Source organism: Bartonella tribocorum, from assembly GCF_002777915.1.
GTDB lineage: Bacteria > Pseudomonadota > Alphaproteobacteria > Rhizobiales > Rhizobiaceae > Bartonella > Bartonella tribocorum_A.
This window is the reverse complement of record NZ_NJGE01000004.1, coordinates 1-12,491: the sequence shown is the minus strand read 5'-3', so window position 1 is coordinate 12,491 and position 12,491 is coordinate 1. Positions and strand designations below refer to the sequence as shown.

At 32.0% G+C, this 12,491-nt stretch carries 11 protein-coding genes, 1 tRNA gene and 1 pseudogene; 6 read left to right on the top strand and 7 right to left on the bottom strand.

Annotated elements, in window-relative coordinates; all coding sequences use genetic code 11:
• Positions 1 to 274: 274 nt before the first annotated feature.
• From CER18_RS10390 to CER18_RS02425, 4 genes are all read right to left on the bottom strand, one after another.
• A complete protein-coding gene (locus CER18_RS10390) occupies positions 275 to 412 on the bottom strand; it encodes a transketolase C-terminal domain-containing protein (RefSeq protein WP_280951562.1) in 138 nt (45 codons plus the stop codon).
• An 844-nt stretch (positions 413 to 1,256) separates the two neighbouring features.
• The gene (locus CER18_RS02440) at positions 1,257 to 1,484 is read right to left on the bottom strand and encodes a hypothetical protein (protein ID WP_100128514.1); all 228 of its coding nucleotides are present in this window, start codon (positions 1,482 to 1,484) and stop codon (positions 1,257 to 1,259) included.
• Positions 1,481 to 2,143 carry a lysozyme gene (locus tag CER18_RS02435; RefSeq protein ID WP_100128513.1) on the bottom strand — a complete coding sequence of 221 codons (663 nt, stop codon included), beginning with the start codon at positions 2,141 to 2,143 and terminating at the stop codon, positions 1,481 to 1,483. The genes CER18_RS02440 and CER18_RS02435 overlap by 4 nt, the downstream gene beginning before the upstream one ends.
• Positions 2,144 to 3,483: 1,340 nt before the next feature.
• Positions 3,484 to 3,559: transfer RNA gene (locus CER18_RS02425), tRNA-Thr, on the bottom strand.
• A 470-nt stretch (positions 3,560 to 4,029) separates the two neighbouring features.
• On the opposite strand from CER18_RS02425, the gene CER18_RS02420 reads away from it, so the two are divergent.
• Positions 4,030 to 4,230, top strand: coding sequence for a SlyX family protein (locus CER18_RS02420; RefSeq protein WP_100128621.1), 201 nt, complete (start codon positions 4,030 to 4,032; stop codon positions 4,228 to 4,230).
• Positions 4,231 to 5,251: 1,021 nt separating this feature from the next.
• On the opposite strand, the gene CER18_RS10375 is transcribed toward CER18_RS02420, so the two are convergent.
• Positions 5,252 to 5,572 carry a hypothetical protein gene (locus CER18_RS10375; RefSeq protein ID WP_100128620.1) on the bottom strand — a complete coding sequence of 107 codons (321 nt, stop codon included), beginning with the start codon at positions 5,570 to 5,572 and terminating at the stop codon, positions 5,252 to 5,254.
• Between the two features lie 184 nt (positions 5,573 to 5,756).
• Here CER18_RS10375 and CER18_RS02410 point away from each other — a divergent pair, with 184 nt between their 5' ends.
• The 5 genes from CER18_RS02410 to CER18_RS02390 all read left to right on the top strand — a co-directional run bounded on the left by CER18_RS02410 (position 5,757) and on the right by CER18_RS02390 (position 9,985).
• Positions 5,757 to 7,190: an amino acid permease gene (locus CER18_RS02410; protein ID WP_100128512.1), complete on the top strand. Its 1,434-nt coding sequence runs from the start codon at positions 5,757 to 5,759 to the stop codon at positions 7,188 to 7,190.
• Between the two features lie 36 nt (positions 7,191 to 7,226).
• Positions 7,227 to 7,904 (top strand): energy-coupling factor ABC transporter ATP-binding protein, encoded by a 678-nt coding sequence (locus CER18_RS02405; protein WP_100128511.1) that lies wholly within the window; start codon positions 7,227 to 7,229, stop codon positions 7,902 to 7,904.
• A complete protein-coding gene (locus tag CER18_RS02400) occupies positions 7,901 to 8,539 on the top strand; it encodes an energy-coupling factor transporter transmembrane component T family protein (protein ID WP_100128510.1) in 639 nt (212 codons plus the stop codon). The genes CER18_RS02405 and CER18_RS02400 overlap by 4 nt, the downstream gene beginning before the upstream one ends.
• 14 nt (positions 8,540 to 8,553) lie before the next feature.
• Positions 8,554 to 9,108, top strand: a complete 555-nt coding sequence (locus CER18_RS02395) for a biotin transporter BioY (RefSeq protein WP_100128509.1) — start codon at positions 8,554 to 8,556, stop codon at positions 9,106 to 9,108.
• Between the two features lie 322 nt (positions 9,109 to 9,430).
• On the top strand, positions 9,431 to 9,985 hold the full coding sequence (locus CER18_RS02390; RefSeq protein WP_100128508.1) for a biotin transporter BioY: 555 nt from the start codon (positions 9,431 to 9,433) through the stop codon (positions 9,983 to 9,985).
• A gap of 1,506 nt (positions 9,986 to 11,491) precedes the next feature.
• On the opposite strand, the gene CER18_RS02380 is transcribed toward CER18_RS02390, so the two are convergent.
• Positions 11,492 to 11,815 carry a helix-turn-helix domain-containing protein gene (locus tag CER18_RS02380; RefSeq protein WP_100128507.1) on the bottom strand — a complete coding sequence of 108 codons (324 nt, stop codon included), beginning with the start codon at positions 11,813 to 11,815 and terminating at the stop codon, positions 11,492 to 11,494.
• Between the two features lies 1 nt (position 11,816).
• Positions 11,817 to 12,169, bottom strand: a pseudogene (locus CER18_RS02375) (type II toxin-antitoxin system RelE/ParE family toxin).
• Positions 12,170 to 12,491 lie beyond the last annotated feature (322 nt).

The window sequence follows — 12,491 nt, the reverse complement described above, 5'->3', positions numbered from 1 at the left end:
CAGCCATTTTTTTATTTTCATCAATGATTTATGATAGTTTTGAACTGGCGATCATATTAAAATGCAATTTAATATTTTTTGTATCTTATGTCATTGCCAATACAGTTTTCGTTATACCTTCTTGACTTATTTCATAACTTGCCAAAACAATTCCATTGGCTTTCCATTACAGATTGGCTCATTTGGTATTTCTAGTAATACAAATTTGCATGCAATGCTATATTCCATAAGTATTTTGCAATTGTTTCTCCAAGCCCCCTGAATGCTATGCTCTTCACAAACAAATGACAGATTGGTGAGATTTGCAGAGTTTTAATACAGATGTATCATCTAAAGGTCGAATTGTTGGTACACTGACAACGGTTAGTATAATTTCATATTTTGGGAGTTTTTCGGCCGCATCAAGACAAATCTACATGGTTTCCCCAGTTACAAGCAAGAGAACTTCTTTTCCCTTTGTGATAAAAGAAGCTTTGCTGATATCAATTTTTGCAGCATTCTTATGGACATTTATAACAGGATGCTTTCCTCATCATATATAAATAGGCAAGGGATTGCTTGACGTTGAGCAAAATTAACAACCAATATCACACGCAATGTGTGCATTCCTTTAACAAAAAAAGTAGACACAGTGCGAAAGGATTTAGTTTATCTTCAGGAGTATGAGGGTAAAAAAGCTAAAACAATATTATTTACAAATCGTACAAAAAGCCAACAACCCTGTGCAGTTCTGTGGACTGGTCTTCTTAAGCATGGATAGGTCTCTAGATATCATTTTTGCTGAAGACAACTTTTATATCATCAGATCTTTGAATGGCAATAACAGCGCAATGCATAGCACATATTTTCTTTTGCTTTGATCAGAGAACAGAGATAGCTCTTAGAATATATTGATACACTCAATTACTTTATGCGAATATAACCAGTTCAATCTTTTTATTTCAAGCCAAGCACCTCCCTGTCACTCTAAATTAATTAAGTCACGCCAATTAAATTAAGAGAGCACATAAAGTGTTTTAATCCTTTAAGTGCTTCTACTTCTAATTTGAATATATTTACCTCTTTAAAATTTTTCACTGATTAATGTTTCAAAGGAATTGGATTTTTATCATTTCACTTTTCGTGTATATTTCCACCCACATAGACGCTCACCTTGTTCATTATGTTTTAGAATATCTCTTGCCAAATTGGGGCTAATGACATTGATGTCTTGTCGATTCAAATAAATTGGCAGCCATCCAATACAAGAGGTTCGTTCATTCGTCGCGCAACCAGTTAGAAAGCTTATTGCGCACATCAGCATTACTTTTCTTGTTAATTTCATTTTCTACCTCAAGGCGTGTTTTTGCTATATTAAAAGCTTCCTTTGTTTGTTTTTGCTTCTCAACTCTTTTACCAAGAAAAAAGGCTTTTACTAAAGCTATAAAAAAAGCTGCTATGATTGCTGACGATGTCGTCAGATATTTTTTTATCCATAAGATCATAGGCGGTGCTCCTGAAAACGTTTAGCAATATATACCATAGCTGTACCAGCAGCTAAGACCATAATGCCTGCTAAGGCCCATTGGACAGGACCATTTCCTGCAAAAAGCCCCCCAAGCCCTGAAAAAGAGCCTATGATTGGTGCAAGAGCTTCTATTTTGCCAATGCCTGTCACACCTTCTGCTTCCACTACATGATAATTGGGGGCAACATGAGCTCCTTTCGCCCATAATCCTGCTTCGGCGGCTCGACGATTGACAAGACCTTGAATACGTTTCCCTCCAACTCTTGTCCATTTTTGCAATTCAGTTGGTACTACTTCATATTCACCTTTATTGAGCTTTTTTAAAAGTGTAGATTTACAAAAAGCTGTTATTCCTACGTTATAGCAAAATGATACTAATGCCGCGAATTGTTCGTCACTTAAAGGAACTATAACAGCTTTTACAACAACGGCTTCACACTCTCTCAAGTCCTGACAAAGGATTTTTTCAGCTTCTTTTTCCGTAATTTGCATGTCTTTATGAACACTCGGGGCACCAGCTGCACTTGTATGCCCATAACCAATAGTCCATATTCCACCAGAATCTTCATAGGCTTTTAAACGTAAGCCCTCCCATTGCTTAATCAGTGCAAGCCCTTCTTTTGATATTTTTCGCATTATCCTTGTCCTATAAAAAACCCACACAAAGCAGGATATGAATTGAAAACTTACATCTACTCATTTTAAAGAACAGAACAGTGAAAGAATCTAAAGATCAAAAACATCCATAATGGGTTCTTTTTGAGATCCATATCGTTTTTTGGAACAAAGATTATGCTAACAACTATTCATTTTGCAGCAATTGATCTTCGTCTAAAGACAATAACTTTTAATAAATTCAATTTATAATCAGATAAATTTCACTCACAAACTCTTACGTTTGATTCAAAATTATTTGAATACTTTACTTGAAAAACTCAAATAATACTGATAAAGAAGAGAACTTATTCAATAAAAAATAAGAGATATAACAACTAATGAAATAAAACATATTAATTTTTTAATTATAATCCATAAATTACACCATAGAAATTTTCCATAAAAAACAAAAAGACACATTAATATATTTAACAATATATCTGATATTTATCTTAGAATCAGCATGTGCAATACGTAATGTATTATACACATTTAACAAAAAAGCTATAGTTAAATTAATTATTATTTGTTTTTTCTCTAGTTGCTTAATTTTATTAAAAAAATAAATTGATTAAGGATTTTAAGTAGATTGTTACATAAATTTTTTATAAATAAAATATGTTTATATAAGAACAGAATGGATATTTTATCCTTCTCTTACCGTCTGTTTTCAAAGGAAACGATATATTAGAGGAGCATATTCAATATATAGAATAATGATATTTGATAGTCCTTTAAAAAATATTGTACTGTAATAAATTTGAACAATTGAACAATAGCCTTAGTTATGTATTCACTCATATGAATAATGCCTTCGTTTTCTTCATATGAAGCATTTTGTTGGGCCGTTTGGGGCAAGGATATTGCTCTATCTAATTCTAATGTTATATTGGCTACGTTTTCAGCAACATCTTAAATAAATCAATCAAGCTTTTGAAATTTTTTAGGTGTAATAACACAAAGGATACAAAAGATTTTGATAAAAGCAGCTTGAAGTTAGGGAGATTTTTTTCCTTCCTGCTTCTTCGTCCATTTATATAATATGAAAATGAGATGTTCTTTAAATCATAGCGATAGATATGTCACAACTCGTGAATATGTACAGTTTTTTAGTGCATCCATAACAACGATTCGAGCTTGGAGTCTTCGAAGTGGGACTTTGTAGAGTCATACAAGTGAGATAGAGTTTTGAGGTGGAAAAAAGAAACTCTAGATTTTTACTCAAAAGAAAAATATGGAAAAATAAGAACAAATTAGGTGAAATTGTATAAATTGCAAAGGGTGGAATATATGTATTTCAGTGTATTAATCACACAAAATGGTGCCGCATGCCGGATTCGAACCAGCGACCCCATCATTACGAATGATGTGCTCTACCAACTGAGCTAATGCGGCATAGATTTGTAAGTCAATGAGACAAAACTAATTTGAGGGTAATAGCTAAAAGTACGTATAAAAGCAAGTATGCATTTTTTTCAATAATTTATAAAATAATTTATAAGATGTGATCATAATTGAAGGAGGAGAACTGTACAAAAATCATGGGGCAGTATTCGTTGATCTTAATGCTATAAAACGCTTTCCGATTTATGATAGTGTTCAAATTAAGATGTTGGGAACCTAGTTCTTCAGGGTAGAAAATGGTGTTAAGATACCTTAGTAAAGATAAAAATATTTTCTGATTCTAAGATAAGAAAGAAATTTGTTGAAAAAGAAATTTGTTGAATAAGTGCTTAGGAAATTAAACCTTATGTAAATGTGAAAATAGGACGAATAAAATTAGTTGAGGTTACTTTTCAATTTTATAGAAAGAAAAAAGGGGGATAAAATTAAGCATGTTTTTTACTGAAGGTGGAGTTGGAATCATGTCAGATGAAAATCGGTTGATAGAATTAGAAACGAAGCTAGCTTACCAAGAAAAATTTATTGAGGAGCTTTCTCGTATGATCGCTGATCAATGGAAAAGTTTAGATGAGATGTCTAAAAAAGTTGATGTTTTAGTGAGACGATTTTCAGATTTAGAAGAGCAAAGCCTTACTGAAGCCGTTATTTTGCCAGTTTATTAATAAAGCAACATGCCGATTTATTAGTAATAATTTATCATTATTCAACTTGAATTAAAACATTGAGTAGCATAAAATTCTCTCATTTTAGATCTCCCTCATATCGAATAAGTTAGACTCGTGTTTTTGCAAGCTAAAAACGCGATGAGCCTGTGTGGTTCAAAAACTATTAAGAAATGGCTAAAAATGCTTCTGATGAATCATCTCAAGGACCAAGGGCTGTAGCAATATTTTAGGGCTGAAAAAATATGTAAGGGTACCGGTTTTTTACTTGACAGCGTAAAGATAGAGGTACTGCATGGCTTTACTATTATATCATTCATGGTCTATGTTGCAAAATAGGCTTGGGCGTATTGAGAGATGTTTCTTTAAAACAAGTATGTGAATTAGCAGCCCAATGATATTCTATTTTATGTGAGAAGCGGGCCCCTATGAAGATATTTTTTTCAATCTTTCTAGTACTAGCTTCGTGTTTTTTTAGATAAGATAGAGGTGGATACCACAATGGGATAAAGACGTAAAAAGAACTCTATCATGATTATGTGTTATTTACAAATTAGTTTTTATTGATGCATTTTTTAGCATGTAGAACAGTTTTTATAAGCTTTAGAAATTTTTTTATTCATTTCAAGAAGTTTCAATTTTATAAGGTGTGCTGATATTGGAAGAAATTTTTTATATGTGATTTCTAATACTAGAACTAAGGAAGTTTTTTGTAGATTATAAAACAGCTGCAGAAAAATATAGATATTTCAATGGATTTCTATTTTTTGTATAGAGTTTTCTTAGCTACGGGGGGTAAATTTATTCGCTAATTTTTTTGAATTGATGCAAATAAAATGATGTTATCGATTAGAAATCGTGATTGAATTATATATTTATTATAATAGTAAAGCGTTTTAACCCGTTCTTACGATCAAATGGCTTTTAGTTGTGTTGATAGGATGAGGGACTTTAAGCGACAGGTTGTGTATCGTACGGTGAGTTCTAGAAGTCTTTTTCAAGATTAAATTTATTCTTCATTTTATATATATGATATTTTATGAAAAGGTTTTGGTTTTTCGTAGTTTAAGATACAAAATACGATTGCTAAAGCACCAAAGATAATCCATGCTGGTAGATAAGTGATCGTAATACAAATTGAGGAGAGAAAATCCGGCATTATCTTGCATAAAGATTGATTAAGGCTATAGATATCTGTTTGCAGAAGATTGACTAGAATTTTATAAAGGGGGGTTATTGTCCAATGTGATGTTATGACAGAGTGCGCATTATCAATAGCCAATGCTATAATTGTTAATGTAGAAAAAATGAAAGCCATTAATTTAAATAAAGGGCGAAGCATATTTCTTCCTGTAGTTTCAATGGAACATTTCGCATAATGCATAGAAAGACTAAGAGTTGCATTATGACAAAAAAGTAAGTTTATGCTCTCTTTATATAATTTCTGTTGAAAAAAAAATAAGTCGAAGATATCATCAGCCTTTCGTGTAAAGATTGCAATCAATATCAAGGGGGAGTGAAGAATAATGCTTGAGGATACGGATAATGAATTGAAGCGTAGCCTTCAAAATCGCCACATTCAAATGATTGCTTTGGGTGGTGTTATTGGGACAGGACTTTTTTATGGATCAACTGAGGCAATTCAATTAGCAGGTCCCTCAGTCATTTTAGCTTATCTCATCGGTGGGCTTATTATGTATTTCATTATGCGAATGCTTGGTGAAATGTCCGTAGAAGAACCAGCATCAGGTGCTTTTAGTTTTTTTGCTTATAAATATTGGGGGAGTTTAGCAGGTTTTATAACAGGTTGGAACTATTGGTTTTTATATATTCTTGTGAGCATGACTGAACTTACAGTGATTGGATTCTATCTTGATCACTGGATTTTGATTGATCATTGGAAGTCATCCTTCATTGTACTTTTGTTTGTCACGTTAGTTAATTTGTTTAATGTTCGTTTTTATGGAGAATTTGAATTTGGTTGTGCTTTAATCAAAGTTGCTGCTGTTATTGGTATGATTATTTTTGGGATTTTTCTCATTGTCTCTGGAATAGGGGAAAATCAAGCGAGTATCCATTATCTTTGGGATCACGGCGGTTTTTTTCCTTATGGAGCTATAGGGGTTATTTTGGCGACGTCTGTCGTAATGTTTTCTTTTGGAGGAACCGAACTTATTGGTATTGCTGCTGGAGAGGCGTCTAATCCACAAAAAACAATACCGGCGGCTATTCGTCAAGTTATGTGGAGAATTATAATTTTTTATGTTGGTTCTATCAGCGTTATAATGATAATCAGTCCGTGGAATATGATTGGAAAAGATGGTAGTCCTTTTGTTACAATTTTTGAAACTGTAGGAATTCCCGCTGCGGGTCATATTTTGAACTTTGTGGTTATTATGGCGGCTATTTCTGTTTATAATAGTGGCATTTATTCTAATGGTCGTATGCTTTATAGTTTAGCTATACAAAAAAATGCACCACATATTTTCAGTAAACTGAGTGCTGCTCGTGTTCCTTATATTGCTATCCTTTTTTCATCGTTCTGTACGGCAATAATTCTTGTTATTAATGCTTTAGTTCCTGATAATAGTTTTATGCGAATTATGGCTCTTGCAACTGCAGCAGCACTTATTACTTGGGCTATTATTGTTATTGTTCATTTGAAATTTCGAAAGGCCCATGAGAACAGAAAAGGAAATTTTATTTATGCGTTTGGTTTATATCCTTACGCTAATTATCTTTGCTTATGCTTTCTTGTTTTATTATTTTGTATAATGTTTATAAGTGGTTTTGGGAAAAATGGATTAATGGCTCGACTTTTTGAGATGATAGGAATAAGAATACCTTTTCTTGAAACGTATATCCCTGTACAGATGCCTGATATGAGTCTGGCAGTTATTATTATTCCTCTATGGTGCTTATTTTTAATTTTAGGCTATAAGCTTAAACGGGAACAATAGAAGGGTAATAAAAAACGGGTTTGATTGGAATAAACCTTGGGAATAAAATTTGATAAGGTGACACAAGTCTTTGGTGAGTTGTGTGTTTTAAAGGATATTACTGTACAACTTACCGAAAGACGGATTGCTGTTATTGGTGCAAATGGTTCTGGAAAAAGTACGTTTGTTCGTCTTATCAATGGGCTCCAATTGCCATCTCATGGTTTTGTAAGTGTTGATGGGCTTGATACAAAACGTGATGCAAAGGCGGTAAAGCGTAAAGTAGGATTTGTTTTTCAAAATCCTGATAACCAAATTGTTTTACCATTAGTAGAAGAAGATTTATCCTTTGGTCTTAAAAATTTGAAGCTTAGTAAAGATGAAATTAAGGAGCGTGTAGATGAAATTTTACAGCGCTATGAACTTCAAGATTTCAGAAATCACGCTGTTCATCTATTAAGTGGTGGGCAAAAACAGCTCGTCGCTATTTCCAGTGTGGTGGCCATGAAACCAGATTACATTATTTTTGATGAACCGACGACACTCCTTGATTTGCGAAATAAGCATCGTGTTACGCAAGTGATAGAAGAATTACCACAAACGGCAATCGTTGTATCGCATGATTTGGAGTTTTTGAAAAAGTTTGATAGAGTCCTAGTTTTTGATAAGGGGGAGATAGCAATTGATGATGTACCTTTTATTGCTATCAAGGAGTATATAAGAAGAATGTCATGATCGGTTTATATATTCCAAGGGATACATTTATTCATAGGTTAAGTCCTAGAGTTAAATTGTTGTTTCTTACAGTATGTGGAACCTTTATAATAATGGTTTCATCTATACCACTTCTTGGATTCTTTTTATTGTTGGTTTCCTTATTCTATAGAGTTGCCAAGGTTCCTTTTAGCACTGTAATAAAACAGTTTAAATCGATGGGATTGCTTTTAGTTCTTCTATTTTTATTTCAAACTATTTTTGTCGGTTGGCTTACAGGAGTTGAGGTTATATTACGCCTTGTTGTCCTTTTTTCTTTATCATCACTTATTTCATTCACAACAAAAGTTTCAGATATGGTGGATGCAATTGAAGCAGGGCTTCAGCCCTTTCGTTGTTTTGGTATAAATCCATCAAAAGTGAGTATGGTTATCTCTATGGCGATCAGATTTATTCCTCTTTTAAGCGAAAAGTTTAATGAAGTCCATGAAGCACAGCAAGCACGAGGACTTAATACGAATATTGTCGCTCTTGCAATACCTTTAATTATACGGACCATCAGAATGGCTTCAGAAGTAGCTGAAGCGTTGGAAGCGCGTTCTTATGATGCTGATACTATTGATACAGTATCTCATAATAATCCGAGTTTTTTATAGTAAAGCAGAATCAAATGAATACAAAAGATTTAGTCTATATCGCTTTATTTGCTGCCATTTATGCTGTTTTAGGCCTTTTCCCTCCTGTTTATCTTCCTTTTCTTTTAGGCATTCCTATTACAACTCAGTCAATGGGACCGATGTTAGCAGGGTCTATACTTGGGGCCAAAAGGGGCGCTCTTGCATCACTCCTTTTTCTTGTTCTTGTTGCGATTGGATTGCCACTATTGCCTGGTGGTCGTGGTGGGATCAGTGTCTTTTCAGGGATTGCGAGTGGCTATTTGATAGGTTTTCCATTTGCCGCATTTTTTATTGGTTTAGTGGTAGAATTATTTTGGCAGCGCTTAAATTTTATAACATTCTTTGTGATAAATGCTGTGGGTGGTATAGGAATTGTCTATGCTTTTGGTGTTCCATGGACAGCATATATGACCAAAGTTTCTTTACTGAAGGTTTTAATCGCTTCTTCAGGTTTTTTGATAGGTGACTGTTTAAAAGCATTGATTGCATCCTTTGTTGCACTCGCAATTAAAAGATCTATTCCTCTCATTAATTCACAGAAAAAATAGGTTTTATTTTGAAGGTATCATTATAATGTAATACATTTAAAATAAATCATAATAAGAATAAGCTAAAATAGATGTATCATTTCGTCATGCTATTACTATATGATAGTTATATGCTATCACAAGTCTAATGAATTAAGCTGTAGTAATTTATGACATAATAAAATATTGTAGAATCTAATATGATTCATATAGATAATATTATTACAATATTTTTCTTTATATCCAAGGCATTGGAAGTATGCTTTTATAAAGCCGATATTTTTGATTAATTATACAATAATAACTAAAATAACTAAATTTGCCATAATGAAGGAATAACTTAGTGAATACAAAAGATTTAGTCTATATAGCTTTATTTGCCGCTCTTTATGCTGTTTTGAGTCTCTTCCCTCCTGTTTATCTTCCTTTTTTTCTAGGAGTCCCTATTACAGCTCAATCTATGGCTCCAATGTTAGCGGGGTCTATACTTGGGGCCAAAAGGGGAGCTCTCGCATCATTTCTTTTCCTTGTTCTTATTGCGATTGGATTGCCTCTATTGCCTGGTGGTCGTGGTGGAGTTAGTGTTTTTTCAGGAGTTACGAGTGGCTATCTCATCAGTTTTCCTTTTGCAGCATTTTTCATTGGCTTATTGGTTGAGTTATTTGGGAAGCGCTTAAATTTTATATTTTTATTCTTGATAAATACTGTGGGTGGTATAGGTGTTGTTTATGCTTTTGGTATTCCATGGACAGCGTATATGACACAAATACCTTTGCTGACAGTTTTAATGAGCTCATTGGGTTTTTTAATTGGTGGTTTTTTGAAAGTGCTTGTTGCATCTTTTGTAGCGCTTACCATAAAAAAAACCGTTCCTCTTATTCATTCTGAGAAAGGGTAGTTCTGATTCTTGGATGAAGTTTTATATTACAGTACATGAGAAAGATATAGAACGAATATTCAAAATTTATAGTATTATTATTTTACTTTTTTATTTTTATGAAAAACAATATTAATTAAATATTAATTTATTATAAATTTTAAGTTTTTCTTATCTCATATTTTATATGATAAGTAATATTATTTTTTATTTTTAATATAATATAGACAAAAAGATAGATTTATGTTAAATTCATTATGAATATTTATTAAATGAGGTAAATTTAAAAAATGAATATAAAATATTTTTTGCTATATTTTCTCTATTATTAATCTTTGTATATGCTGTGAAAGAATCTTAACGTACAGTTTTTCAAGGAGAAACATCTGTTAATATTACGAATAATAATTATACTGCAGATTTACTTATTAATAAACAGAGTAATTTTTTATTAAATAAAGTTATTTTACCAGATCATCCTGGCAATCATAATTTATTTTGGGAAAATATGATATTTATTTTTCAAAAAGCAAAACGTGTATATATTAATTTAGGAATGTATTTATATTCTTCAATATTTTCCATCTTTAAATGGTAGATTATTTAATTTTTTAAAGATGGATGCGTATCAATTTCATAAAATTTTTAGAGAAAATGATGTGGGGGAGGTACGAAGCAATCAATCGCTTGACCATTTCCTTTTAATTTTGTTTTTGCAACTTTCAAAGCACCCACATCAATATCTTTTTAATAATGGAAATTACACTTTTATGTTTCACGTTTTTGAATAGGGGAATGTTCCTCACTTACCAAGATAACAGCTCAAATGTGATGCAACTTGTTTTGATTAATTTATGAGTTTGTTTTAAAAAGGCACCTCTTAGGGCATACCGCACCTATTTCGTGATGATGCTTGTGAATGGTATAATGCTAAAGTCTCCGCGAATAATATACTAGGATACCAGCATCTTTACAGTTATGAAGGAGCAAGCCGATACTATCATACATTGTTTCCAGTTTTCCAGTGTTGCTATAGCTTTTGGTCCCGAGAAGGTTCATAAGACGTTTTCTATCCACACTCTAGTCACTCTTGTGATGTGCAGCAAGTGATTTTAATTGATTGAATATAAACAAATTTTAAATGGAAAATATAGGATATTCAGTTTGTTCATTTAACATAAGAAATAATAAATTATCATTACAAATCAATATAACGACTTAATATAAATTTAAAAACTTTAGTAAAAGTTAGTAAAAACATGTGCTATCCTTGACGTTTTCAATAATTTTTTATTGAAGGCTTTCGTATTTCTTAAAAAGAGTAATTATCTCATGGACAACTATGATACAGATAATACTTCGATTTCAGTATAATATCAAAAAACACAATAAAATCAATATATTGAGTGCAATTATTTTATATGAATTCACTTAATAATCCACACATTTATGCATGTTTAAATTGACCATTTTTTATATAAGATTGGCATGTATGAATAGACCATAAAAAGCAAATCATAAAGAGGTTTAAGAAGCAAAAATAACTTCAAACTGTCCTTCAAGCGTTTTAACCTTTTCTGAGCTTACAACAATTTTGATATCATTTCCCAATTTTGCCAAACACTCAAGCATTTTCATTTCACTAATCCCTCGAAATTCTCCACTTAAAAGTTTAGATAATTTGGGTTGGGTCATTTTTAAAAGTTGACTAGCTTGCTTTTGTGTTAAGTTTTTTTCTTTAAGAATTTGACTAATTTTATGTGCAAGTTGCGCTTTTATAAGCATCTCTTTAGAATCTGAAAAACCAAGATCCGTATAAACATTGGAACTATCGTGAAAAACATTGATCATTTTAATTCCCTTCTAATTGTTTTGCTAATTTGAGACGTTCTTTAATCAGATTTATGTCTGTTTTTGGTGTTGCAATACCATGGGTCGATTTTTTCTGAAAACAATGCAACACATAAAGAGATTTTTTTTATATTGTACCGTATAAACAGCGCGATAAGTTCCTTGAATATCATGTTCAATAATTTCTAGAACATTGGCGGATCCAAACCCCTTGAGAACCTTAACGTTTTCTCCTTTATCTCCTATCTGAGCAAGATAAAGAGCATAACCAATCCTTTGTTGAATAAGATCAGGAAGACTTTTTATATCTTTGAGTGAAGATCCAAGCCATATGATACATTTTATTTTACTCATGATTATTAATATATCTATATAGGTATAATTTCAAGTGATTATTTTAATAATACTGAGTTAGAAATGCTCTATTCTAAAGATAACGAGCTCAAATTTGAGCGGGTTGATTTTTAAAGAAATTAGGTTTTAAAGAAAAGTGAAAAGACGCTTATGAAAGCTTTTCTAAATGCACGTTTAAACATTTTAACCATAAAATGAGATTTTTATAAAAAACGTTTGCAACTAATGTTTATAACAGTTTTTAAAGCCTTACATTTGTAAAAAACGCTGCTTTTATCTTATGAGAGCTTGTTTTGAAAACCAATGCAAAACCAATGCTTGC

What these genes read in the sequence shown, in the direction of transcription:
- CER18_RS02440 (WP_100128514.1), bottom strand. Translation starts at nt 1,484, where the DNA reads ATGATCTTATGGATAAAAAAATATCTGACGACATCGTCAGCAATCATA.
- CER18_RS02435 (WP_100128513.1), bottom strand. Translation starts at nt 2,143, where the DNA reads ATGCGAAAAATATCAAAAGAAGGGCTTGCACTGATTAAGCAATGGGAG.
- CER18_RS02420 (WP_100128621.1), top strand. Translation starts at nt 4,030, where the DNA reads ATGTCAGATGAAAATCGGTTGATAGAATTAGAAACGAAGCTAGCTTAC.
- CER18_RS10375 (WP_100128620.1), bottom strand. Translation starts at nt 5,572, where the DNA reads ATGCTTCGCCCTTTATTTAAATTAATGGCTTTCATTTTTTCTACATTA.
- CER18_RS02410 (WP_100128512.1), top strand. Translation starts at nt 5,757, where the DNA reads ATGCTTGAGGATACGGATAATGAATTGAAGCGTAGCCTTCAAAATCGC.
- CER18_RS02400 (WP_100128510.1), top strand. Translation starts at nt 7,901, where the DNA reads ATGATCGGTTTATATATTCCAAGGGATACATTTATTCATAGGTTAAGT.
- CER18_RS02395 (WP_100128509.1), top strand. Translation starts at nt 8,554, where the DNA reads ATGAATACAAAAGATTTAGTCTATATCGCTTTATTTGCTGCCATTTAT.
- CER18_RS02380 (WP_100128507.1), bottom strand. Translation starts at nt 11,815, where the DNA reads ATGATCAATGTTTTTCACGATAGTTCCAATGTTTATACGGATCTTGGT.